Genomic DNA, 24,302 nt, shown 5'->3' with positions numbered 1-24,302 from the left:
AAGAGCCTTATGTCCTCTTTTGCTGAAATGATCGAAAACATCACCCCGGACATCTACGAGAGCCTCAAGCTGGCCGTGGAAATCGGCAAGTGGTCCGATGGCCGCAAGCTCACTGCGGAGCAGCGCGAGCTGTCGCTGCAAGCGGTGATCGCCTGGGAAATCCAGAACCTGCCCGAAGAGCAGCGTACCGGCTACATGGGCCCGCAGGAATGCGCGTCCAAGTCGGCGCCGGTGCCGAACATTCTGTTCAAGTCGGATGCGATCCATTGATTGAAATTGGTCGCGGTGCAGTCAGTAAAATGTCGGCGCAACTCGGTGAGCCGACCGTTCAATACGCATTTCGCCTGGGCGACACCGAGGTGCCGGTCAACCCGTTGATCGGTACCCACGTGCGCCTGGAATACCTCGGTGCCATTCATTGCAGCCATTGCGGCCGCAAGACCAAGACCAGTTTCAGCCAGGGTTATTGCTACCCATGCATGACCAAACTGGCCCAGTGTGACCTGTGCATCATGAGCCCCGAGCGTTGCCATTACGACGCCGGCACCTGCCGTGATCCGGGCTGGGGCGAACAATTCTGCATGACCGACCACGTGGTGTACCTGGCCAACTCGTCGGGCATCAAGGTCGGCATCACCCGTGCCACCCAGTTGCCCACCCGCTGGCTCGACCAGGGCGCCAGCCAGGCGCTGCCGATCATGCGCGTGGCGACCCGTCAGCAATCCGGTTTCGTTGAAGACCTGTTTCGCAGCCAAGTGGCCGATAAAACCAACTGGCGTGCTTTACTCAAGGGCGATGCGCAATCGGTGGATCTCAAGCAGGTACGCGATGAGCTGTTCGCCACCTGCGCCGACGGCCTGCTGGGGTTGCAGGAACGCTTTGGCTTGCAGGCCATCCAACCGGTAACCGACATCGAGCCGATCGAAATTCGTTACCCGGTCGAGCAATACCCGGCCAAGATCGTCAGCTTCAACCTGGACAAGAACCCGATTGCCGAAGGCACGTTGCTGGGGATCAAGGGCCAGTACCTGATCTTCGACACCGGCGTTATCAACATTCGTAAGTACACGGCCTACCAGCTCGCCGTGCATCAGTAAAAAGGATGCTATCCATGCGCACCGAACAACCGAAGATGATTTACCTGAAGGACTATCAGGCGCCGGATTACCTGATCGAAGAAACGCACCTGACCTTCGAGTTGTTCGAGGACCATAGCCTGGTCCATGCGCAGCTGGTGATGCGCCGCAACCCCGAGCGCGGCGCCGGCCTGCCGCCGCTGGTGCTCGATGGCCAGCAGCTGGAGCTGTTGACCGTCAACCTGGGTGACAGGGAACTGACCGAGGCCGACTACCAGTTGACCGACAGCCACCTGACCCTGCACCCGACCTGCGAAACCTTCACGGTCGACACCAGTGTGCGTATCCACCCGGAAACCAACACTGCCCTGGAAGGCCTGTACAAATCCAGCGGCATGTTCTGCACCCAGTGCGAGGCCGAAGGTTTCCGCAAGATCACTTACTACCTCGACCGCCCGGACGTGATGAGCACCTTCACCACCACGGTGATCGCCGAACAACACAGCTACCCGGTGCTGCTCTCCAACGGCAATCCGATTGCCAGTGGCCCCGGCGAAGACGGCCGTCATTGGGCGACCTGGGAAGACCCGTTCAAGAAACCTGCCTACCTGTTTGCATTGGTGGCCGGTGACTTGTGGTGCGTTGAAGACACTTTCACCACCATGACCAATCGTGAAGTGGCGCTGCGCATCTATGTCGAGCCGGAAAACATCGACAAGTGCCAGCACGCCATGACCAGCCTGAAAAAATCCATGCGCTGGGACGAAGAAACCTACGGTCGCGAGTACGACCTCGACATCTTCATGATCGTGGCCGTGAATGACTTCAACATGGGCGCCATGGAGAACAAGGGCCTCAATATTTTCAACTCCAGCGCCGTGCTGGCCCGCGCCGAAACCGCCACCGACGCTGCGCACCAGCGCGTCGAAGCGATTGTTGCTCACGAATACTTTCACAACTGGTCCGGCAACCGCGTGACCTGCCGTGACTGGTTTCAGCTGTCGCTCAAGGAAGGCTTCACCGTGTTCCGTGACTCGGGCTTCTCCGCCGACATGAACTCGGCCACGGTCAAGCGTATTCAGGATGTGGCGTACCTGCGCACCCATCAGTTTGCTGAAGACGCCGGCCCGATGGCCCACGCGGTACGCCCGGACAGCTTTATCGAGATCTCCAACTTCTACACCCTGACCGTGTACGAAAAGGGCTCGGAAGTGGTCGGCATGATCCACACCTTGCTCGGCGCTGAAGGCTTCCGTAAAGGCAGCGACCTGTACTTCGAACGCCATGACGGCCAGGCCGTGACCTGCGACGACTTCATCAAGGCCATGGAAGACGCCAACGGCGCCGACCTCAGCCAGTTCAAGCGCTGGTACAGCCAGGCCGGTACGCCGCGTCTGGCGGTAAGCGAGTCGTTTGATGCCGCAGCCAAAACCTACAGCCTGACGTTCCGTCAAAGCTGCCCGCAAACGCCGGACAAGGTTGAGAAACTGCCGTTCGTGATTCCGGTGGAATTGGGCCTGCTGGACGGGCAGGGCGCCGCTATCGCCTTGCGCCTGGCGGGCGAAGCAGCGGCTGGCGGCACGTCGCGGGTGATTTCGGTGACGCAAGCGGAGCAGACCTTCACCTTCGTCGACATCGCAGAAAAGCCGTTGCCTTCGCTGCTGCGCGGCTTCTCGGCGCCGGTGAAACTGAGCTTCCCGTACAACCGCGACCAACTGATGTTCCTGATGCAGCACGACAGCGATGGCTTCAACCGCTGGGATGCCGGCCAGCAATTGTCGGTGCAGGTGTTGCAGGAGCTGATCGCCCAGCATCAGCAAGGCCAGGCCTTGAAGTTGGACCAGCGTTTGATCGACGCACTGCGCACGGTGCTCAGCGATGAAAGCCTGGACCAGGCCATGGTCGCCGAAATGCTCTCGCTGCCAAGCGAGGCCTACCTCACGGAAATCAGCGAAGTGGCGGATGTGGAGGCCATCCACGCCGCCCGTGAGTACGCCCGCAAGCAACTGGCCGACAACCTGTTCGAAGCGCTGTGGCTGCGTTACCAGGCCAATCGCGAGCTTTCCAAGCAGACGCCTTATGTGGCGGCGGCCGAGCACTTTGCGCGGCGCGCCTTGCAGAACATCGCGCTGTCGTACCTGATGCTCAGCGGCAAGCCTGAAGTGTTGGCCGCAACGCTGGACCAGTTCGACACCAGCGATAACATGACCGAGCGTCTCACGGCATTGGCGGTGCTGGTGAACTCGCCGTTCGAAGCGGAAAAAGCCCAGGCGTTGGCGGTGTTTGCCGAGAACTTCAAGGACAACCCGCTGGTGATGGACCAGTGGTTCAGCGTGCAGGCGGGCAGCACGTTGCCGGGCGGGTTGGAGCGGGTCAAGGCGCTGATGGAGCACTCGGCGTTCAACATCAAGAACCCGAACAAGGTGCGCGCACTGGTGGGTGCATTTGCCGGGCAGAACCTGATCAACTTCCATGCTGCAGACGGCTCGGGTTATCGCTTCCTGGCGGACCTGGTGATCCAGCTCAATGGCTTCAACCCACAGATTGCTTCGCGCCAGTTGGCGCCGTTGACCCGCTGGCGGAAATACGACAGCGCCCGTCAAGCGCTGATGAAGGCGGAACTTGAGCGCATTCGTGCCTCCGGCGAGCTGTCGAGCGATGTATTCGAGGTGGTCAGCAAGAGCCTTGCGTAAACCGCGCGCATAAAAAAACGGCCTGAACAGGCTAATGCCAGTCAATTAAGACATAGCCGGTAATTGTGGCGAGGGAGCTTGCTCCCGTTGGGCGGCGTAGCAGTCCCATGCTTTTAAAGCAAAGAGCAGGGGCTGCTTCGCGCTGGAGCGCCAGCCCGGCCCAGCGGGAGCAAGCTCCCTCGCCACAGGTTACTGGTTGTCAGTTCTCGCGCTCAACTGGCTGGCATTAGCCTGAACAGGCCGTTTTTTTTCGTCTCAAATAACCGGTGGGCGCGGTGTGTCTGCGCCGTGGTCGAGCGCGAAGCGCTCCGAGATAATCCCGTGGGGAACGCCCAATGGAATTGCGCCGGCAGTGTCCAGGCGGGCCACTTGCTCGTTCGCCAGGTCGGCATAGTGGATCTTGCCGGCGCGCACCAAGACATCGAAGCTGCGCAGTATCTCTTCCATCGGCGTGACGTTGTCGCTCATGTGCGCCCAGAGCGGGTCGATGTGATCGGTGTTCAAGCTTTTGAGGCTTTCTTCGACCGCCCGCACCATGTTCTTGCGGTTGTTGCCGAGTTTTGTAATTTATTCGGTCAAGGGTCTTTTTTGCTGCTGACATTTTCTGACAGGGCGCTCTGCTAAGCTGCGGCACTTTTTCCTTTTTCGGCGGGGTCCAAGTGTCGCGTACCACTCGTTTACTCACCTTGTTGCAGGCCCTGCGGGGCAAGAAGCGCCCGGTGACCGCGGCCGTACTGGCTGCGCAGTTGGAAGTCTCCGAGCGCACGCTGTACCGCGATATCGCTGAGCTGACGGCACTCGGCGCGCCGATTTTTGGTGAGGCGGGGGTGGGTTATGTGTTGCGCAGCGGGCTGTTTTTGCCACCATTGATGCTCAACGCCGAGGAAACTGAAGCCATCGTGCTGGGGTTACGCTATGTGGACCAGCGCGGCGACGACGTGCTCAGTCGTGCGGCGGCTAATGCCTTGGCAAAAATTGCCGATGTGCTCGACCCGGTTGCGCAGGAAGCCTTGCGTAACCCCACGCTGCTGCCGGGGCCGCCGGGGTTTGGCTACCCGGAAAATCGCGTACCGCTGAATGTGTTTCGTGAGGCGATTCGCAACCAGGCCAAGCTGCATATCGATTACGCAGACGCCAGCCAAACCCAGAGCCAGCGGTTGATCTGGCCGTTGGCATTGGGGTTTCTCAATGAGGTCCGTGTGATCGTGGCCTGGTGCGAGTTGCGTGGCGCTTACCGTACGTTTCGCACCGACCGGGTGGCCGCAGCTGACGCCCACGGTGAGCGTTACCCTGGCCGGCGCAGCGACCTGCTGCGCGGCTGGCGCAAGTTGATGGAACACAATGATTCGGGACCGTTCACTCCTGACAAAAACTGACACAGGGCTGGCTTAGCATGGCGCCATAAATCACTAAAAAGGAGCTGTGCCATGTCTTTTCCAGCGTTAGCCCCCGCCATTGCAGCCTACATAACCGCGACCAATACCGGCGACACCTCAGCCATTGCCCAGTGCTTTGCCGATGATGCCAACGTATTCGATGAAGGCGATCATCAAGTTGGTCCGACAGCCATTGCCCGCTGGGTTGAAGACACCGGGCGTCGCTATCAGCCTCGTGTTGAAGTGATCAACGTGCAGCATCGCACCGGTAAGGTATTGGTCAGCAACAGGGTCTCCGGCAATTTCCCCGGTAGCCCTTTGGAGCTGCGTTATACCTTCCGCCTGAACGAGCAGGGCAAGATTTCACGGCTGGATATCTCGCTGTAAGTCATACTGGCACGCATGACTTTCGACTCGCCGCTTGCCGCCTACCAGTACGCCATCGCCCAGCAAGGCTTCGTGCCCGACGACGCCCAGTGCCGGGCGGTGCAAGCCCTGCAAACCTGCTTTGAGGCCTTGCACCACGGCCGCTTGCCGATTCCCGGGGTTTACCTGTGGGGGCCAGTGGGCCGGGGCAAGACCTGGCTGATGGACCAGTTCTATCACAGCTTGCGTGTACCTGCGCGGCGCCAGCATTTTCATCACTTCATGGGCTGGGTGCATCAGCGCTCTTTCCAGCTCAGTGGCATCCATGACCCCTTGCAGGCTTTGGCGCGCGAACTCAGCCAGGACGTGCGCGTGTTGTGTTTCGACGAACTGTTCGTCAGCGACATCGGTGATGCGATCATTCTCGGCCGGCTGTTCCAGGTGATGTTCGAGGAGGGCGTGGTCATGGTCTGCACCTCCAACCAACCACCGGACGAGCTGTACGCAGGCGGCTTCAACCGCGAGCGATTCTTGCCGGGTATTGAGGCGCTCAAGCAACATATGCACGTGGTGGCAGTGGACGGTGGTGAAGATCACCGTTTGCATCCAGGTGTGGGGCTGCAGCGCTATTGGGTCAATCAGCCACAAGCGCTCGCCACACTGTTCAAACAGTTAAGCGAAGGCCGGGTGCCCGGCAGCGGCGTGGTCAGCGTCGGGTACCGTTCGATAGTGGCGGTGCAGTCCAGCGACACGGTGCTCTGGTGCCGGTACGCCGATTTGTGCGAGCAACCCTTGGCAGCGATGGACTTTATGCTGCTGTGCGATCGCTACAAGGCGATCCTGCTGGGTGAAGTGCCCAACCTGAGCGCACAAAAACGTCCGGGACGGATTGCCCGTGGCACCGAAGATGGTGTTCAGCGAGTAATGGCCGGTGACCGTGAGTTGCCTGAATTGTCGGTACACGATGACAGTGTGCGGCGCTTCATCGCGCTGGTGGATGAGTGCTACGACCGCAAGGTGCCACTGTTTATCGAGGCCCAGGTGCCGTTGGCAAGTCTTTACACCGAGGGTTATCTGGAGTTTGCGTTCCGGCGCACCTTGAGTCGTTTGCAAGAGATGCAACTGCAGCGGTTCGGCGCCTAGGACAAATCCCAGGCCAGTGGTGCTTGTTGGTGGGCGCAACCTTCGTCATTTCCGTCAGGTATTTGTAGCTAATCTCCTTCATCTGCGACGGGCTCCCCGCTTACAATTGTCTCCTCAAAGGGAACCGATTCCCTTGTTGTCGTGATTGAGGAAGGAAATGGACACCCCAGACATCCTGGTGCTGCAAGCCAGCTACACCAACCCCGTGCATGCCGAAGCCATTGGCCTGGTGCTTAACCATTACGCTGAAGACCCGATGGGTGGCGGTCACACCTTGCCGGCCGATCTGTTGCAGCAACTGCCAGCCGAACTGGCCAAGCGCCCCCACGCGTTCAGCGTACTGGCGTTTGTCGGCGGGGAGCCGGCGGGTCTGATCAATTGCTTTGAAGGTTTTTCGACGTTTGCCTGCCGCCCGCTGATCAACGTGCACGATGTGGTGGTGATGAATCAGTTTCGTGGCCTGGGGCTTAGCCAGAAAATGCTGCTCAAGGTCGAGGAAATTGCCCGCCAGCGCGGTTGCTGCAAGATCACCCTGGAAGTGCTCGAAGGCAATGACGTGGCGCAAGCGGCCTATCGAAAGTTTGGTTTTGATGATTCGATATTTGACCCCGCCCACGGTCGTATGCTGTTCTGGAGCAAACCGCTTTAATCACTGCGCTTAATATAGGCAACATAAAAAAGGCGCCATTAAATGGCGCCAAATTAACCTTTGCCAAAGGAGCGGGTTGGCATAGGGGCATGCAGATTAACTAAAGATTAAATCAGCTGTTAGGCTGTTGTTCAGCGCTGTTTTGTTCGGGCTTTACAGACTTGCCGTCGGCCAGTGCTGTTTTGTCCGTGGTGCCGTGAATTTGCTGCTGGGTGAAGGCGAAGTTGTTGTAAAACTCCTTCGAGCGCTCTGAACCGCCCTCTGCGAAGGCGGCTACGGAGGTCAGGCTCATCAGGCCGGCAAGCATTAAGGTCGAAAGTTTCATGGCAGTATTCCCATTAAGAGTGAGTGGTGTTCGATCGCTCCGTGATCCGATTCATGGAGCGACTATGGGGCTGTCTTATTAAGTGGGAATTAACATGGAACGGCCCCGAAGTTAACGTTTTTGTTAACTTCGGGGATGCAGTTTATAGCCGCCAATCCAGTGCCAGTGTGATGGAGCGTGGGTCTCCCCAATACACGCCATTATAAAAACCGACGCGTTCGTAATATTTTTTATCAAATAGATTGTTGACGTTAACTGACGCCGAAACGTGTTCGTCGAATTGATAGCGCGACATCAGGTTGACCACGGTGTAGGCCTGCTGGGTGATCTTGGTGCTTTCGGTGATCAGCCGGCCGTCACTGTCCCGGCCACCGGTAGGGCGTGGGGCAAATTTGTAGAAATCGCTCTGCCAGTTAACCGCGCCACCTACGGTCAACCCGCGCCATTGGCCCGGCAGGCGATAGGCCGTCGATAGTTTCAACAGGTTGAGTGGCTGGTCGGTGTTGTTGCGCTGTTTATCACCATTGACCGAGTGGGTGTAGGTGTAGCCTGCTGTCAGGTTCCAGTCTGGCAGGACCTCGCCCGATGCTTCCACCTCAAAGCCCTGGACCTTGTTGCCTTTGCCGCCCGACTTGTAGAACTGCTCGCGCGTGACCGGATCCGGCGGTGCGCTGTTATCGAGTTCGGCGACGTTATCCTGGGTGCTCCAAAAGTACGCGGTGGCCAGGTTCAGGCGCTCATTGAGCAGGCTGCCCTTGAGCCCGACTTCGTAGTTGCTGCCCACCACCGGCTCCAGGTACTTCTTGCTGGAATCGCGCTCATCCTGAGGGTTGAAGATATCGGTGTAGCTGGCATACACGGTGTACTCGGGGGTGATGTCGTAGAGCAGCCCCGCATACGGCGTCCACATATCGTTGTGGGTCTGGCGAGTTTTGCTCGATTGAGTCAGTTGGTTATTGTCGTTGTACTGCGGCGAGACGCTTTCGATTTCCCAACTGCCATAGCGGCCGCCGAGTACAGCGTGCAGTTGGTCGGTGAGGCTCAGGCGCGTAGCCAGGTAACGGGCTTTCTGTTTTTTGCTGCTGTGTTCGCCTTTGAGGCCGGTGGTGCGGTCGGGGAACTTGGGGATACCGCCCATGTGCCGCCAGTCCTGAATGTCTTCATAACCTTCGGGTGTGCTGTAGCGCTGAAACGGCGATGAGTCTCGCTGCTCGGATTCGCCATACCCTGCCATCAGCTCATGTTCACGGCCAAACAATGAATAGGTCCCGGCAAGGTTGAAGTCCACCACGTCCATTTTCGATGTACCGACCATCTGGTTGGTCCAGGCGTTCATGCCGCTGCCATCCGGGTTGGGGTAGCCGGCGCCGCCGTAGTACACCTTGCCATCAGTATCACTCTGGCGATGGGTGTAGGCCGCCTTGAGGCGCCAGTCAGCGGACAGTTTATGGTCGATAGAGGCGAAGGTGGTCTTGTCTTTGAGTGGCCAGGAACTCCAGTCGGCAGCCATGTTGGCCGAGCGTGACAGTCGCGCCTTGCTGCCATCGCTGTTCCAGTAGGGCAGGGTGCCCCAAGAGGTGCCTTGCACATGTTTGTTCTGATAGTCCAAGCCTACGGCGACCACGGTGTCGTCGGTCAGGTCGCCTTCGAGGATGCCGTAGCCGACCTCCCGTTGCATGGCGTAATTGTCGCGATAGGACTGGCTGTCGCGATAGGCAAGTACCGTGCGTCCACGCAGTCGCCCATCAAACGCCAGGGGGCCGCCCACATCAACGTAGCTGTAGTAGTTGTCATGGCTGGCGCCGCTGACGCCGGCCCTGGCTTGCCAGTCTGCGGTTGGGCGCTTGCGGATCATGTTGACCGTGGCCGACGGGTCACCCGCGCCGGTGGTCAGTCCGGTGGCACCGCGCACCACCTCGATGCGGTCGTAGATGATGGTGTCGGCATCCGGCTTCATGCGCCCGTAGGTGCTGAGCATGCCGTCGACCTGGTAGTTGCTGATCGAGTAGCCGCGGGAAGAGTAGCCGACCCGATCCGAGTCCAGGTGTTGCACCGTTATGCCTGTGGTCTGGCGCAGCACGTCAGTCAGGGTATTGAGGTTGAAGTCATCCATCTGCTGACGGGTGATCACCGAAACCGATTGCGGGGTTTCCTTGATCGACAGGTTCAGCTTGGTGGCGGTGTTCATCGAGCCGGTGGTGTAGGCCCCGGTGTGTTCGGTGGTCGCGCCCAGGCCTTCGGCGGTGATGCTGGTGGCACCCAGCTCAAAGGGGCGTGGCGGGGCAGGCTCGGGGTCGGTTTCAGCCCGCAGGTCCGGGCTCAGCGCGACGCTGAACAGGCCAAGGGTGAGGGTCATGGAACGGGTAAAGGGCGCGAACATCGCGGCAGACTCCTTGTCGTCTTTGCGGCCTTCTCATTAAGAGAAGGCCTTGGCTCAAAGACGAAAGGGCGCGCGGAACTTTAGGCTTAAACGAGAATGATTGTTATCTTTCTGTTACAAGGCTCACGCTATTTAGCAACCACTTCGGAGGCGTCTGACTTCTTCGGTTTGATCAGACTGAAATCAATCAAACCCTTTTTCTGGCCGATGTAAGGGTCACCAATCAGCAACGGGCGTGGCTTGAAGGTGTCGTTCACCAGGCTCTTGCTGCGGTCCCATTCATCGAAGCTCAGCCCGGCCAGGTCGGCCCAGGTGTGGATCAACTGCGAGCTGCTGTAAGGCCGCTGCAAATCGCTGGCAAAGCTCCAGTCATGGGTTTCGCGCCATTTCGGCGAGGCGTAGGCCATGAACGGGATGGTGTACATCGGCGCCGTCGGTTTGCCTTCGTTACGGCCCAGGGTACTGTGGCCGGCCGAGTCGAACACATCTTCGCCGTGGTCCGAGAGGTACAGCAGGAAGCCGTTCGGGTCGGTCTTGGCGTAATCCTTGATCAGGCTCGACACCACGAAATCGTTGTACAGCACCGCATTGTCGTAGCTGTTGTAGGTCGGCAACTGATCATCGCTGATGCCGGCCGGTACGCCCTGGCGATCGGTGAACTTGTCGAAGGTTGGCGGGTAACGGTACTGGTAGCTCATGTGAGTGCCCAGCAGGTGCACCACGATGAACTTGCGCTCGGCGGGGTCGGCCAGGGCCTTGGCGAACGGTGCCAGCACGTCGCCGTCGTATTGGCGGGCGTTCTGGTTGCGGTTGTTGTTGAGGTACACCTGCTCGTCAGCCTGCTCGGAAAAGGTCGTGAGCATGGTGTTGCGCTTGGTCATGGTCTGCTGGTTGGTGATCCAGTAGGTCTTGTAGCCGGCCTGTTTCATCACGCTGACGATCGAGGGCGTCTTCAGGTACAGGTCCGGGTTCTCTTCGTCGGCAAACGTCAGCACCTGCTGCAGTGCTTCGATGGTGTAGGGCCGCGGAGTAATGACGTTGTCGAACACCGCCAATTGGTCGCGCAGCTTGTCCAGTTCCGGCGTGGTGTTGCGCGGGTAGCCATAGAGGCTCATGCGCTGACGGTTGGTGGATTCGCCGATTACCAGCACCAGGGTCGACGGCTGGTCGGCCATGGTGTCCTTGAGGTTCTTCAAGGGCGGGATCTTGCTGGCGCTGGTGAGCATGCCCTGCATGCTGTTGAGCTGTTCGGTGTAGCGGCGGTAGGCAACGATCATCTGCCATGGCACGGCCGGTTCGACGCGGCTTTCGAAACCGTCGATGGCCAGTTCCATGGTCGGGTTGGTTGCAATCTGCTTGACCAGCGGGTAACCGATAACGGCCAGCACAATGGCGGTGGCTGCCAGCAGCGCCTGGCCACGCGGCAGGTAAACCGGGCGCAGGCGGGTCCACAGGAATACGGCTACTGCGGTATGGGCGATGAATGCCAGCACGATCCACCAGGCGAAGTACTGGGTCGCGTATTCGCCGGCTTCAGAGATGTTCGACTCGAACATGATGAAGATGACGCTTTGCGAGAATTCCTGCTGGTAAATGAAGAAATAACCCAGGCTGGCCATCGAGCACGCCCACAGCACCACGCCGATCAAGCCCGCGAGCAAGCGCGTGCGCTTTGGGAACAGCAGCATCGGCGCGAGCCAGAACGCGCTCAGGAAGAAGGCTTGGCGAAAACCACTGAAACCGGAGGTGCCGGTCAGCTGGATCAGGAGTTGGGTAATACCCGAGAAATACCAGAAAAACAGGAACAACCAGCCAAGACCGGCCCAATCAAAGCCTTTCGCAGACTTGGTGCTGCGTTTGAACATCGCCATCCAGTACTCCAACCCGATAATTGCTCAGTCGCTGCGCAGGAATGCGCGCGACAGTGGGCCGCCGCGTGTGCGTGGCCCTATTCGGCGGGAGTATCGGGAGGAGGATGTGAAAACTTCGTGAGTTATTTCTGAAGGCTTTGTTCAGCTCAGGTTCAGCAAAGTGCAGGCTGGGTGCCGGATGCCTGATTGACCTGTGCTTGAAGGTGTGCGCGCAGACGCAGAACCTCCTGCTGCAGTTGATCGCGTTCTTCTTTTAATTGGCGCAATTCATCGCGACGCACGCTCACGTAGAGGGTCTGTGGCGCTCGGGTCATCTGTGCTGTGCTCATTGCTTACCTCGCAAATAGCCGGTAGATCGCGGTGCCGGAACGCGTCAATCGAGGTTCTCGGCAACAGTCGAAAGCAATTCTGAATTCTTTTTCGGGGCAATGGAACTTTTTTATTTTTGGTGGTCGCTGTGACTTTTTCAGCGGTGATGCTGAAACGATGGCGTTTTTTTGTCATGAAACTACACCGATCCGCTCTGGACTAACCCTCATTAGCCTCATTGCGCTATAAACTATGTCACACATTTATTTAGTAGTTAGGAGCATCAGCACATGCAACTGGGGATTATCGGACTAGGCCGCATGGGCGGTAACATTGCGCGGCGCCTGATGCTCAATGGGCATACCACCGTTGTTTACGACCGTAACGAAGCATTCGTCAAAGGCTTGAGCGAGGAGGGCGCCACCGGCGTCGCCGACCTGAAGGCCCTGGTAGCCGGGCTGCAAAAGCCGCGCGCTGTGTGGGTGATGTTGCCGGCAGGCGCGCCCACCGAAGACACCATTAATACGCTCAGTGAGTTGCTCGAAGACGGTGACGTGATCATCGATGGCGGCAACACCATGTACAAAGATGACATTCGCCGAGCCAAGGCCTTGTCGGAAAAAGGCCTGCATTACGTTGACGTCGGCACCTCCGGCGGCGTCTGGGGCCTGGAGCGCGGTTACTGCATGATGATCGGCGGCGACGTCGAGACCGTGCAGCGCCTCGACCCGATTTTCGCCAGCCTGGCACCGGGCCTGGGCAGCATCCCGCGCACCAAGGACCGTTCGGCCTCTGCCGACAGCCGTGCCGAACACGGTTACATCCATGCAGGCCCAGCCGGTTCCGGGCACTTCGTGAAGATGATCCACAACGGCATCGAGTACGGGATGATGCAGGCCTTTGCTGAAGGCTTCGACATCCTCAAGACCAAAAACTCGGAGAACCTGCCGGAGCACGAGCGCTTCGACCTCAATGTTGCCGATATCGCCGAAGTCTGGCGCCGTGGCAGCGTGGTCTCGTCCTGGTTGCTGGACCTGACCGCCGACGCGTTGGCCACCGACCCGAAACTCGATGGCTACTCCGGTTCCGTGGCCGACAGTGGCGAAGGCCGCTGGACCATCGAAGCCGCCATGGAGCAAGCCGTGCCGGTACCGGTGCTGTCCACCTCGTTGTTCGCCCGCTTCCGTTCCCGTCAGCAGAGCACCTACGGTGACAAAATGCTGTCTGCCATGCGCTTCGGCTTTGGTGGCCATGTGGAGACTTCCAAAAAATGACCGCTAACGGCAAGAAACCCAAGGCCGAACCCGCTCCACCCACTACCTTGTTTCTGTTTGGCGCCCATGGCGACCTGGTCAAGCGCCTGCTCATGCCGGCGCTGTACAACCTGAGTCGTGACGGGCTGCTGGGCGACGGCCTGCGCATTGTCGGCGTTGACCACAACGCTATCAGTGATGCCGACTTCGCCAAGAAACTCGAAGACTTCATTCGCACCGAGGCCGCGAGCAAAGTCCGGGGCAATGCCGAAAACGCCCTGGACCCCGCGTTATGGGCGCAGTTGGCCAAAGGCATCAGCTACGTCGAGGGCGATTTCCTCGACGACAGCACCTACGCCGACATCGGCAAGAAGATCGCCGACAGCGGCACCGGTAACGCGGTGTTCTACCTGGCGACTGCACCGCGCTTCTTCGGTGAAGTGGCGCAGCGCCTGGGCAGTGCCGGCTTGCTCAACGAGACCGATGATGGTTTCCGTCGTGTGGTGATCGAAAAACCTTTCGGGTCGGACCTTGCCACCGCCGAAGCGCTGAACGCGTGCCTGCTCAAGGTGATGAGCGAGAAGCAGATCTATCGCATCGACCATTACCTGGGCAAGGAGACGGTGCAGAACATCCTGATCAGCCGTTTCTCCAACGTGCTGTTCGAAGCGTTCTGGAACAACCATTACATCGACCACGTGCAAATCACTGCGGCGGAAACCGTCGGCGTCGAAACGCGGGGTAACTTCTTCGAGAAAACCGGCACCCTGCGCGACATGGTCCCCAACCACCTGTTCCAGCTCCTGGCGATGGTCGCCATGGAGCCGCCGGCGGCGTTTGGCGCTGATGCGGTGCGCGGTGAAAAGGCCAAGGTAGTGGGTGCGATCCGCCCGTGGTCGTTGGAAGATGCGCGCGCCAACTCGGTACGCGGCCAATACAGCGCTGGCGAAATCGGCGGCAAGTCGTTGCCCGGTTATCGTGAAGAAGCCAACGTTGCGCCTGATAGCAGCACTGAGACGTTTGTCGCCCTCAAGGTGATGATCGACAACTGGCGTTGGGTCGGCGTGCCGTTCTACCTGCGTACTGGCAAGCGCATGAGCATCCGTGACACCGAAATCGTGATCTGCTTCAAGCACGCGCCGTATGCGCAGTTCCGCGACACGGATGTGGATGAGCTTAAGCCCACCTACCTTAAAATCCAGATCCAGCCAAACGAAGGTATGTGGTTCGACCTGTTGGCCAAAAAACCCGGGCCGGCCCTGGAAATGGCCAATATCGAGTTGGGTTTCGACTACAAGGACTTCTTCGAAATGCAGCCGTCGACCGGGTATGAAACCTTGATCTACGACTGCATGACCGGCGACCAGACCTTGTTCCAGCGCGCCGACAACATCGAAAATGGCTGGCGTGCGGTGCAGCCGTTCCTGGATGCCTGGAAGCAGGATGACGCGATTCAGGCTTACAAGGCCGGAGAAGACGGCCCCGCGGCCGCCGACGAGTTGCTGGCCCGCGATGGTCGCACCTGGCATAGCCTCGGATGAGTGATGCAGCGATTCATCCCATCCAGTTGGTGCTCAGTGATGTAGACGGGACCTTGTTGCATCCTGACCATAGCCTTAGCCAGCGCACTGCCGATACTGTCCGCGCGTTGCGTGACGCCGGGGTATTTTTCAGCCTGGCCAGCGGGCGGCCGCCCAAGGCCATGCTGCACCTTATCGAAACGTTTGGTATTGATGTGCCGGTCGCGGGTTTTAATGGCGGCACGTTGATCAACCCGGATGGCAGCATCCTGGTTGCCCATCATCTGCCGGCAGAGGCGGCGTCGGTGACACTGGCGCTGTTTTCGGCCGAACCGGATGTGGAAGTCTGGGTGTTCGCTGACGGCGATTGGCTGCGCCGTGATCCGCCTGGGCCGATGATGCAGCGTGAAGCCGATGGCTTGGGCTACGGGCCGGTGGTGGTGGAGAGTTTTGAGCCGTACCTGGACCGGGTCGACAAGATCGTTGCTGCCAGCAACAACACGCAGTTATTGGTGGAGCTGGAAGCGCAGTTGCAGCCCAAGGTGCAGGGCCTGGCGCAGGTATCACGCTCGCAGCCGGTGTACCTGGATGTCACGGCCATGCTCGCCAACAAGGGCGAGGCCTTGAAAACCTTGGCCGCGCACCTTGGTGTGCGCATGGAACAAACGGCAGCTATCGGCGACGGCGGCAATGACCCGGCGATGTTTGCAGTGGCGGGTTTGTCGATTGCGATGGGGCAGGCGGAAGAAACGGTCAAGCGCCAAGCCAGTGTTGTGACCGGCAGCAATGTCGAGGACGGCGCAGCTGAAGCGATCGAGCGCTTTATTCTCGTACCGCGATAAGCCGCTTACGTTGTGATGCTCAACTTCCGATCATTGTTATGCAATGATCGGAAGTTACTGCCGCGTCTTACTTGGGCATGGTCCACGACAACAACTGATGGCCATCTTTGTCGAGTTCGGCACGCGCCTGCAACAACAAATCCTCAAGTTGAGTCGGATCGGTATAAGTACTCGAAGACAGCTGTTTGCTGCCGATGCGGGTATTGGTACGGTCGATGACGCTCAGGCTGAGGGCGCCGTTGCCATCGTGCCAGGCCACGCACTGAAAGGGCTGGAAGGCACGGTCTGCGATCAAAAGAGCTTCGTTGATGCGGAGCGGGGCGTTCATGTGGGTCTTCTCTCTAAATGCCCAGTCATTTAAGTACCGTCGGTTGGGCGAGCCAGACGGTGAGTTACTTGTACTGATGCACGATGGCAGGGTACGGGTCACATCTTAGATCAAGAAATTTCAACTTTTCGTGATTGGCGTCATGTAAGCGGCTGTTTTGAAAGCGCATTGAGTGTGGCGGTCGCGCCTGATTTTTTGGCCCCAGCGACGCAGAGATGGCTTTGTGCCCAGACTTATAGCGAAATAATACAAAGGCTGTGTCAATAACTTGCTAGTGTTAGCGCCAGGCCGCACAAACCGTTGTTTATAAATAACTTTAACAATTTTGGCGCCAAGGAATAGTCATGGTTGTTACACCTGTCCAACGACGCTTGCTTGTAGTCGACCCGTGCGACGACTGCCACCAGCTATTGCCTGGTTTGCACAGTGCGGGGTGGGAAGTGGACAGCTGCACGCTCGGCGCCGTAGGCGACAGGTCGTGCGATGTGGGGCTGTTGCGCCTGCAGCCCTATCACCTGGAGCGCCCGGAGGCCGTCAAGGAATTGATCAGCCGCAGCGGCACCGAATGGATCGCGGTGCTCAGCCAGGATGTACTACGCCTGCAAAATGTCGGTGATTTTGTCTGTGAATGGTTTTTTGACTTCCACACTTTGCCGTTTGATGTGGCACGCGTGCAGGTAACGCTGGGGCGTGCATTCGGCATGGCCCGCTTGCGCGGCAAGGGCCACACACTGATCGACGCGCAGGAACACGAGCTGCTGGGCGACAGCCGGCCCATTCGTGAGCTGCGCAAATTACTCGCCAAGCTGGCACCTACAGAGTCGCCGGTGCTGATTCGCGGCGACAGCGGCACCGGCAAAGAGCTGGTGGCCAAGACCCTGCATCGCCAATCCCAGCGTCATGCCAAGCCCTTTGTCGCGATCAACTGCGGTGCCATTCCCGAGCACCTGATCCAGTCCGAACTGTTCGGCCATGAAAAAGGTGCGTTCACCGGCGCGCATCAGCGCAAGGTCGGGCGTATCGAAGCGGCCCACGGTGGCACGTTGTTTCTCGATGAGATCGGCGACTTGCCAATGGAACTGCAAGCCAACTTGCTGCGTTTCCTGCAGGAAAAGCAGATCGAGCGCGTCGGTGGCAGCCAGCCCATCCCGGTGGATGTGCGGGTGCTGGCGGCGACACACGTGGACCTGGAAGCGGCGGTTGAGAAGGGCACCTTTCGCGAAGACTTGTATTACCGGCTTAATGTCTTGCAGGTGGTAACCGCGCCGCTGCGCGAGCGGCACGGCGACGTTGCGATGCTGGCCAACCATTTCTCACGTTTCTACAGCCAGGAAACCGGGCGCAGGCCGCGCAGTTTCAGCGAGGATGCTCTGGTTGCTCTGGGCCAACACCCGTGGCCGGGCAACGTGCGCGAATTGGCGAACCGCGTGCGCCGTGGCCTGGTATTGGCAGAAGGGCGTCAGATCGAAGCCGGTGACCTGGGGTTGCAGTGCGAGCAGGCAATTGCGCCACCGATGGCTACACTGGAAGATTACAAGCACCGCGCTGAACGCCAGGCGTTGTGCGATGTGCTCAACCGGCACAGCGATAACATGAGTATCGCGGCCCGCGTGTTGGGCGTGTCCCGGCCGACGTTCTACCGGTTGCTGCACAAACACCAGATCCGCTAGGGCGGGTAAACCGAAAAGCCCCGCAACGACCCTTATCGTTGCGGGGCTTTTCCTTGCTGCCTGATCGTTCCCACGCTCCGCGTGGGAATGCCGCCAGGGACGCTCCGCGTCCCACTACTGCTAAAAGTAATACGGGAATTTCAGGCTGAACGTAAAGTCCGGCGCATCATCGGTCATCCCAATCGACAGGTTCGGTACGATCGTCAGGTTATCCGACGCCGCAATCGTCATGCCGACGTTGAAATACCCGGCGTTGGCATCGCTGGACACCACCGATTGCCAGTCCTGGCCGCTCTGCTTGACCTTGCTTTTACGTTGCACCAGGTCAGACACCGAGAACGACATGCTCATCTTCTCATTGAGCGCGAAGGCCACCCCGACACCGAGTTGGAAGCTGTCACCCAGGCTGACTTTGCCAGGGATCTTCTGATTGAGATTGGGGCTGATATCGCTGAACGAGTCTTCGAAGTTATGGGTGTAGGAGAGCGAGCCGAACAGCACGGCGGGGTCGAACGTCTTGACCAGCGAAATACCTGGCGTGACCGACCACACCCCGTTGCCGGTCGGCAGGCTTTCCGGCACGGCGAGGTTGTTATTGCTGGCTTGCTCGATCAGCTTGATGCCATAGGGTTCCTTGCCGGTCGGTGCCTTGACCCGCAACGACACCACCGCATCCGGCAGGCTGGCGCTCTCATCGAGGAATTTATAGGCGATGCCGAAGTTGACATCACCAATGGTTGGGTCGCGGCTGACTGAGGCTTCCGACGTATTCTTGGCATCGCCGCCGGCGCCACCGGACTGGTAGGTCGCTTCGCGATACACCACCGGCACGTTCAGGTCGAACTGCCAACGGTTGTCCAGGTTGTAGCGGCCGGTGAGGTCCAGGGTCCAGCTGTCCGACTTGATCCGGTCCAGGTTGATATTGCCCAGGAAGATCGAGTCCAACGCCAGAAAGCCGTTGAGTGACAATTGGCGCGCGTCGTAGCGGGCATAGGTGAGTCCGGTTTCAAAGCTGAACTTGCCATTGCCAAAAAAGCCGCTGGCCTCGTTGTACAAGTTGCTCACACTTTGTGCCGGGGCGGAATCGTCCTTCAGGCTTTGCCCGTACGAGCTGTTACCGGCTGCACCGCCGGACGCTGCGCCCGCGCCGACGCCGGCCACTGTCGTACCGCCTTTCTGGAAGTCGGCAGGCGACTTGGCCAGGCGTTTGGGCGTAGGTGTTGCGGGCTGATCTTCCACTTGCCTTACGCGTTGCTCCAATACGGCCAGTGCTTTTTGCTGCACTTCATAACGTTGCTTGAGCTCCAGCAGTTCCTGCTTCAGTGTTTCGATATCGGTATCCGGCGCGGCGTACAGCACCGAAGCGGGTAGGAGCGTACTCAAACAAATCACGGCACGTAACGATAAAGATCGATGCATGAAATAAGCCGTCCCTTTCTAATGCGTAAGTGTCGAGGCTCAGCGTAGTTCAATAACCGGAGGGGCGTAGGCCTTTGAGTTGATCCAGGTTCAGGTTCTGCGTGATGTTGTTCAAACCGTTGTTGCCCATGACCACATTAAGTTGGGTCATATTGTTCACGAAGTTGCTGTTGCCCTGAATAACCGTGCCTTGCAGCACATTACCGGCACCGATTTGCTGCACCACATTGCCCTGATTGTTATTGGCCTGGAGCGCCATTTGCAGGCCACCGTTTTTAGCCGTGACCGTCACTTGGCCGGCGGCTGTGCCTCCGGTGATCGGCTGGCCGGCAATCAATGCCTGACCCGACTGCACGTAGTTGGCGGGCGCCAGGCCGTTTTTCGTCACGTTGATATCCACGCCGTTGTTGGCCGTGTTGCCATCGCCCGCTGCGCGCACGCTTTGCGTGACACCCTGGCCGGTGCCGAGGCCGGCGCCGCCGACGACGGTGCCCTTGCCGTCAGGCTGTTTGATCACGCCGGTGCCGTCGTTACCGGTGATTTGCACGTAGAATTGCGGGGTGACGGTGGAAGCGTTGACTTGCATGTCGGCGGTGCCGGTCACGGTCGCGCCGGCGGCATTGGTCCAGGTGCTGCTCATCACAATGCCAAAGCTGATAATCCGCCCGGGCATCACATAGCGCCCGCGCAACTCGGCCATTTCCGCGTCCTTGAGCTCGATCGGCTTAAATGCCGAAGAAGCATAGGCAGGTGCTGCGGCTGCCAGGCACATGACCGTCAGCCAGCGTCGAGTGTTCATCGTTTGCTCCTGGAGCGTCCTGCTCCTTATTGCGCTTCTAGAAGAAGTCGCTCTGGATAAAACCGAAGTCCATCAATTCACTGTCGCGTACCGGGCTGAACTCGTTGAACTGGTTCTTGGCCGTCAGCGGCGCACGGGGTGTGAGCAAGGCGTTGGCCTTGTCGTAACCCTCACCGATCACCGCGAACACGATGCCGTTCCAGCCCTTGACGAAATCGTTCTTGGCATAGCGCTTGTTGCCCAGCACGGGGTCGCCGATATACACCCAGTCTTTGTCGGCCCGTTGCAGCACGACAAAGTGCTTGTAGCCACGAATGTCCAGCAACACCACCACCGGCACTTTCACGGTGACGAGTACCTCAGGCGTAATCCGGTAGCCCTTGGCGCGCATGTGGATGCTTTCCAGGTAGCGCTTCATGTCGAGCATCGAGAAGCCTTGGGTGCGCACCAGGTTCTGGTCGGCATTGACCAGCATGCCCTTGATCACGTGGTCTTCATCCACGTCCATCCAATAGGCTTGGCGCAGGATGGTTGCCAGCGCGGCGGCGCCGCAGCTGAAATCGGTTTTTTGTTCCACCAGGTTGGCGAATTTGCGCTCGCGGATGCTTTCGACCTTCTTGTACACCACCGCGCCGTTTGGCATGACAACGGCCATTTGCGCCGCCCAGGTCGGGCCGGTGAGTGCGAACAAGAGGAGGGCAGCTGTGAGGCGCATGATCGTATGACCTGCTGGACACTGGAAATAAAAAGGGCCTTGTTGCCAAGGCCCGATCTGAATCAGAAGCGAGTGATTGCTACGTTGTTCTGACCTTGGTTGTTGCTGCCCGACAGAACGTTGGAGTTCGACACCCCAGAGCTGTAGTTCATCGAGTTGTTCACGCTGGCGTTGTTGACCACCGGTTTGGTGCTGCCCCAGCCGTGGCCGCTGGCCAGGTTGAGGGTCAGGTTGCCCGACACATCCTGCACGCCAGTGACGGCTGCAGCACCGCTGTCGCCATTACCCGAGGCAATTGCAACGCTGTTGCTGCCTTGGTTGGAGGTGCCCGATGCGGCGTTCAACTGAATCACGCCTGAAGCGTGGTTGCCGCTGTCGTTAAGGGAAGCGTTGTTTCTAGTGCCGCTGTTGGCCACAAAGTTACCGGTGTTCGATTGAGCGGTACCGGTGGCGGCGAATACGAAATCCGCATCCCCGGAAACGATGGCAACGTCGTTTTTGCCTTGGTTGTTGTCGCCGCTCAGCACGTTGCCGTTGGCCACGCCACTGATGTTGTTGTAGGAATCATTGGCCGAGGCGTTGTTTTTGGTTTTGTCATTAAGTACCACGTTGCCATGGTTGCTCTGACCGTCCTGTGTGGTCGCAGCAGCCGTGGTAGGCGCGTGATAACCGCCCGCTTGAGCAGCAACAGCCATGAGCGCAGCGAGAGCAAAAGCCAGTGGTTTAAGAGCCATTGAAGTTTTCATGGTGTATCTCCTTGCTTCTAATTAGTTGGTTAAGTGTTGGTACGGTCTAGCTATGGACTCAGCTCCATCAGTTGAGTCGTAAGTTCAGGGTGTTAGCCACTCGGTTCCCCACCCCGGCGCTCTGGTTGACCTGAACCACTCCACGGCTGCCGGTGAAGGCCTGGTCGCTGGTAACGACCTGGCGGCTGCCAGTGGTAGGGGTCAACCCTGAGTCGGTTGCAAGCGCAACGTTTTGTTGCGACATGACGCTGTCGTCGATGCTTTGCGGGCCAGCACTCACGCTGATGCGCACGGCATTGATCATCTGGTTCTGGGCCCCGGCGGACTGGTTGACACTCAGTGCACCGTTGCCATTACTGAAGGAGTTGCCCTGGATCGCAGCATTGGCGTTCAGGGAGCGGTCGGTGGGCGCGCCGCTGATTTTTTGCGTGACGGCGATGTTCGCCCGGGCATTGTGGCCCACCGCAATAGCGACGTTGTTGCTCAGTTGTTGCTGGTCACCCGCGGCCTGGTTGATCGTCACCACACCGTTGTACTGCTGGCCCGAGTTATCAATGGTTGCGTTGTTATTGCTGTCGGCCATCGCCGCTGTGCAACCGAGCGCTGCTAGAAGCATCCAGGAGTGGTTCATTTCATTGCTCCCCCCACCATGCCGCTGATGTTGTTCAGAGGGGCGAGCCCGCTGGATATCGCACCGTTGACCGTGCCTGCAATACCGCTGCCGCTACTGCCGTGGGCGGCTGCTCCCGCTGCGCCGAGGTTGTTGGCGCCACCGAGCGAGTTCAAACCGGTAATGTCACCGTTTGGCATGATGCTGCGCGTAATGCTGGAACCGCTGCTGATACCGGCAATGTCGTTATCGCTCAGCTCATGGTTCATGGCGCGATTGACTTGGGCCGATGGGTTGGCATTCACGGTATTGGGGTAGGGGTCTTGGCCGCGTGAGCGACCGATTGCATAAGGTTGAACCTGGCGTTCAACCACGATCACACCATCACCGGCCGCAAGCACTGGAACGCTCACGCTGGCACTCAGTGCACAGCTGATCAGCAGGAGGCTCAGTGAGCCCTTATTGTGTGTGTCCATGGCAGTGTTCCTTGTTCTTCACGCTGACCCTAAACAGCGTTATCAGGAACAGAGCAGAACGCGTGCCGCTTTTTATTTATTGTTTATATTCAGAGGGTTGGAGATAAAACGAGGCAAAGTGATGGCGGTGCTGTTTCAGGGTTGAAACAGTGTCGCCGTCAAGGGGCATGCCCGGCCCCGCCTCAAGGGTGTCTCAGCGATGTAACACTGCGCGTGACAAAGCCATGAATGCGCACCGGGCGGGCGATTCAAGCGAGGGAGGTGTTTCAAAAATGGACACTTGGGCGCGAGCAAACTCGCCGTTGCCGGCTGGCAGACTCAGCCCTTGGGGGCTTTACGCGGTATGGAATTGAGGACCGTGTTGCCGTCCTGGTTCTGGGTCAGGTAGACCGGCAGTACCTTGGGCAGGGAAGGCACGAGGTTGTTGACCTCGTTGATGTTGTAGATGCCGCCGATGCGAATCGCCCCGGTACTGGCATCTGCCAGCATCACCGGTTTGTTCAGGTAGCGGTTGATCAGCGGCAACGCGTCCGTCAGGGCCAGGTTGTCGAGTACCAGTTTGCCCTGGCGCCAGGCCAGGGTCGAATCATTGGGGTTAATCGCAGCGATTTGCGGGGTGGCATCGCCCAGGTTGTAAGTGGCCTGCATGCCTGGGGTAAGGGGCACGCTGGCGTGCTGCTTGTCACTGGAAATCTGCACCGAGCCTTCAAGCAACATCACCCGCACCTGGTCTTCATATTTCCAGACGTTGAACTGAGTGCCGGTCACCCGAACCTGGCCTTCGCCCGCCTTGACGATAAACGGGTGAAGGCGGTCATGGGTGACTTTGAAAAACGCTTCGCCCTTGTTCAAGGTCACGCGGCGTTCATCCTTGTAATGGCTGTAGACCAGTTCGGTGCCCAGGTTCAATTCAACCTGGCTGCCGTCGCCGAGGGTGACTTTGCGCAAGCCCGTGTCGGCTTCGAAATGCTCATAGGAACTGGGCAACCAGCCCGCTTCCCAGCCGGTAAAGGCGGCCAGCGGCAGGGCGGCGAGGCATATCGCGGCGGCCACCGCGTAAGTGCGCAAGCGGCTGCGCGGTTTTAACGGCAGCACAACCGCAGCAGGTTCGCTGCGTGGCAGGTGGTCAGCCACGTCCCAGATTTCCAGCATGGCCGCATACTCAAAGGCATGCAGCGGATGGGCGTCGTGCCATTGTTCAAAAGCCCGACGCTCGCCCGCCGAGCAATCACTGGCATGCAGGCGCATGCACCAATGCGCGGCGGCATCGGTGATCGCGTCATAGTCGTCTTCTGAAAGGGGCTGTTGAGTCATTAAACCGTCCTGATTTCCCACATTCTAACCTCCCAAGGCGGATGGCGAGAACAGCCGTCATGGCGATTGCACATCAATTGGAACTTATTCTCGTTTGGAAACATCAGAAAACACAGGACACGAGTCCGTCATTCCCACAATGGAGAACGAATATGCTGAAGAAAACCTTAGTCGCCCTGTGTGCAACCACCGCACTGCTCAGCGCCGGCGCCGCCCTGGCCGATAAGCCGGGCGCGGGCTGGATCACCATCGAAAAAGCCATTGAAACCGCCAAGACCAAGGCCGGCTATGTCGAGGTCTACAAAGCCGAAGCCGATGACAACGGTTACTGGGAAGTCAAAGGGCGCAAGTCCGATGGCATCGTGTATGAAGCGCGTATCGATGGCGCCTCCGGCAACGTTCTGCGCGATCAGAAAGACTGA

Annotated in this window: 24 protein-coding genes and 1 pseudogene; 12 read left to right on the top strand and 13 right to left on the bottom strand. The window is 58.8% G+C overall.

Features of this window, described 5'->3' with window-relative positions:
• Positions 1-9 precede the first annotated feature (9 nt).
• Genes GIW48_RS05545 through pepN form a run of 3 tightly spaced genes read left to right on the top strand, consistent with a single transcriptional unit; the run spans position 10 to position 3,769 of the window.
• A complete protein-coding gene (locus GIW48_RS05545; RefSeq protein WP_017138108.1) occupies positions 10-270 on the top strand; it encodes a YeaC family protein in 261 nt (86 codons plus the stop codon).
• Entirely contained in the window at positions 267-1,097 is an 831-nt protein-coding gene (locus GIW48_RS05540; protein WP_056860307.1) for a DUF2797 domain-containing protein, read from the top strand. Before GIW48_RS05545 ends, GIW48_RS05540 begins: the two co-directional genes overlap by 4 nt.
• Positions 1,098-1,111: 14 nt before the next feature.
• Entirely contained in the window at positions 1,112-3,769 is a 2,658-nt protein-coding gene (gene pepN / locus GIW48_RS05535) for an aminopeptidase N (RefSeq protein WP_236462780.1), read from the top strand.
• Positions 3,770-4,123: 354 nt separating this feature from the next.
• On the opposite strand, the pseudogene GIW48_RS05530 reads toward pepN, so the two are convergent.
• A pseudogene (locus GIW48_RS05530) lies at positions 4,124-4,336 on the bottom strand (aldo/keto reductase); the annotation flags it as partial.
• Positions 4,337-4,428: 92 nt separating this feature from the next.
• Between GIW48_RS05530 and GIW48_RS05525 the strand changes: the two are divergent.
• From GIW48_RS05525 to GIW48_RS05510, 4 genes are all read left to right on the top strand, one after another.
• On the top strand, positions 4,429-5,145 hold the full coding sequence (locus GIW48_RS05525; protein WP_170039668.1) for a helix-turn-helix transcriptional regulator: 717 nt from the start codon (positions 4,429-4,431) through the stop codon (positions 5,143-5,145).
• Positions 5,146-5,196: 51 nt separating this feature from the next.
• Positions 5,197-5,532: a nuclear transport factor 2 family protein gene (locus GIW48_RS05520; RefSeq protein ID WP_017138114.1), complete on the top strand. Its 336-nt coding sequence runs from the start codon at positions 5,197-5,199 to the stop codon at positions 5,530-5,532.
• A gap of 15 nt (positions 5,533-5,547) precedes the next feature.
• Entirely contained in the window at positions 5,548-6,654 is a 1,107-nt protein-coding gene (zapE, locus tag GIW48_RS05515; RefSeq protein WP_236463081.1) for a cell division protein ZapE, read from the top strand.
• Positions 6,655-6,811: 157 nt separating this feature from the next.
• Positions 6,812-7,303, top strand: a complete 492-nt coding sequence (locus GIW48_RS05510) for a GNAT family N-acetyltransferase (protein ID WP_017138116.1) — start codon at positions 6,812-6,814, stop codon at positions 7,301-7,303.
• A gap of 112 nt (positions 7,304-7,415) precedes the next feature.
• Here the strand turns inward: GIW48_RS05510 and GIW48_RS05505 are convergent, their stop codons facing one another.
• From GIW48_RS05505 to GIW48_RS05490, 4 genes are all read right to left on the bottom strand, one after another.
• Positions 7,416-7,628: a hypothetical protein gene (locus tag GIW48_RS05505; protein ID WP_017138117.1), complete on the bottom strand. Its 213-nt coding sequence runs from the start codon at positions 7,626-7,628 to the stop codon at positions 7,416-7,418.
• A 142-nt stretch (positions 7,629-7,770) separates the two neighbouring features.
• Positions 7,771-10,008, bottom strand: a complete 2,238-nt coding sequence (locus GIW48_RS05500; protein ID WP_236461139.1) for a TonB-dependent siderophore receptor — start codon at positions 10,006-10,008, stop codon at positions 7,771-7,773.
• 128 nt (positions 10,009-10,136) lie between these two features.
• Positions 10,137-11,879: a phosphoethanolamine transferase CptA gene (locus GIW48_RS05495; protein WP_236461141.1), complete on the bottom strand. Its 1,743-nt coding sequence runs from the start codon at positions 11,877-11,879 to the stop codon at positions 10,137-10,139.
• Between the two features lie 152 nt (positions 11,880-12,031).
• Complete coding sequence (locus GIW48_RS05490) at positions 12,032-12,208, bottom strand: DUF6026 family protein (RefSeq protein ID WP_268935033.1); 177 nt, start codon at positions 12,206-12,208, stop codon at positions 12,032-12,034.
• Between the two features lie 270 nt (positions 12,209-12,478).
• Between GIW48_RS05490 and gnd the strand changes: the two genes are divergently transcribed.
• The 3 genes from gnd to GIW48_RS05475 are packed head-to-tail and all read left to right on the top strand — an operon-like array spanning position 12,479 to position 15,803.
• A complete protein-coding gene (gene gnd, locus GIW48_RS05485) occupies positions 12,479-13,462 on the top strand; it encodes a phosphogluconate dehydrogenase (NAD(+)-dependent, decarboxylating) (protein WP_017138121.1) in 984 nt (327 codons plus the stop codon).
• A complete protein-coding gene (gene zwf / locus GIW48_RS05480) occupies positions 13,459-14,982 on the top strand; it encodes a glucose-6-phosphate dehydrogenase (protein WP_017138122.1) in 1,524 nt (507 codons plus the stop codon). Before gnd ends, zwf begins: the two co-directional genes overlap by 4 nt.
• Positions 14,979-15,803 carry an HAD family hydrolase gene (locus GIW48_RS05475; RefSeq protein ID WP_236461143.1) on the top strand — a complete coding sequence of 275 codons (825 nt, stop codon included), beginning with the start codon at positions 14,979-14,981 and terminating at the stop codon, positions 15,801-15,803. Before zwf ends, GIW48_RS05475 begins: the two co-directional genes overlap by 4 nt.
• A gap of 67 nt (positions 15,804-15,870) precedes the next feature.
• Here GIW48_RS05475 and GIW48_RS05470 read toward each other — a convergent pair whose 3' ends face one another.
• Positions 15,871-16,131, bottom strand: a complete 261-nt coding sequence (locus GIW48_RS05470) for a hypothetical protein (protein ID WP_170039662.1) — start codon at positions 16,129-16,131, stop codon at positions 15,871-15,873.
• Positions 16,132-16,475: 344 nt separating this feature from the next.
• On the opposite strand from GIW48_RS05470, the gene GIW48_RS05465 reads away from it, so the two are divergent.
• Complete coding sequence (locus tag GIW48_RS05465; protein WP_099549303.1) at positions 16,476-17,801, top strand: sigma-54 dependent transcriptional regulator; 1,326 nt, start codon at positions 16,476-16,478, stop codon at positions 17,799-17,801.
• Between the two features lie 120 nt (positions 17,802-17,921).
• Here GIW48_RS05465 and GIW48_RS05460 read toward each other — a convergent pair whose 3' ends face one another.
• The 7 genes from GIW48_RS05460 to GIW48_RS05430 form a co-directional block, all read right to left on the bottom strand.
• Complete coding sequence (locus GIW48_RS05460; protein ID WP_099549304.1) at positions 17,922-19,220, bottom strand: transporter; 1,299 nt, start codon at positions 19,218-19,220, stop codon at positions 17,922-17,924.
• A gap of 49 nt (positions 19,221-19,269) precedes the next feature.
• Complete coding sequence (locus GIW48_RS05455) at positions 19,270-20,019, bottom strand: hypothetical protein (RefSeq protein WP_099549305.1); 750 nt, start codon at positions 20,017-20,019, stop codon at positions 19,270-19,272.
• A 37-nt stretch (positions 20,020-20,056) separates the two neighbouring features.
• A complete protein-coding gene (locus GIW48_RS05450) occupies positions 20,057-20,734 on the bottom strand; it encodes a C39 family peptidase (protein WP_017138128.1) in 678 nt (225 codons plus the stop codon).
• 62 nt (positions 20,735-20,796) lie between these two features.
• Positions 20,797-21,480, bottom strand: a complete 684-nt coding sequence (locus GIW48_RS05445; protein WP_017138129.1) for a hypothetical protein — start codon at positions 21,478-21,480, stop codon at positions 20,797-20,799.
• Between the two features lie 67 nt (positions 21,481-21,547).
• Complete coding sequence (locus tag GIW48_RS05440) at positions 21,548-22,111, bottom strand: hypothetical protein (RefSeq protein ID WP_017138130.1); 564 nt, start codon at positions 22,109-22,111, stop codon at positions 21,548-21,550.
• The gene (locus GIW48_RS05435) at positions 22,108-22,566 is read right to left on the bottom strand and encodes a hypothetical protein (RefSeq protein WP_170039661.1); all 459 of its coding nucleotides are present in this window, start codon (positions 22,564-22,566) and stop codon (positions 22,108-22,110) included. Before GIW48_RS05435 ends, GIW48_RS05440 begins: the two co-directional genes overlap by 4 nt.
• Positions 22,567-22,884: 318 nt before the next feature.
• Positions 22,885-23,880, bottom strand: a complete 996-nt coding sequence (locus GIW48_RS05430; RefSeq protein WP_236461145.1) for a FecR family protein — start codon at positions 23,878-23,880, stop codon at positions 22,885-22,887.
• A gap of 152 nt (positions 23,881-24,032) precedes the next feature.
• On the opposite strand from GIW48_RS05430, the gene GIW48_RS05425 reads away from it, so the two are divergent.
• Positions 24,033-24,302, top strand: a complete 270-nt coding sequence (locus GIW48_RS05425) for a PepSY domain-containing protein (protein ID WP_017138134.1) — start codon at positions 24,033-24,035, stop codon at positions 24,300-24,302.

The organism is Pseudomonas sp. PA-6-3C (assembly GCF_021605825.1).
GTDB classification, from domain to species: domain Bacteria; phylum Pseudomonadota; class Gammaproteobacteria; order Pseudomonadales; family Pseudomonadaceae; genus Aquipseudomonas; species Aquipseudomonas edaphica.
Note: the sequence above shows the minus strand (reverse complement) of the source record. Positions and strands in the feature narration are given on the sequence as shown.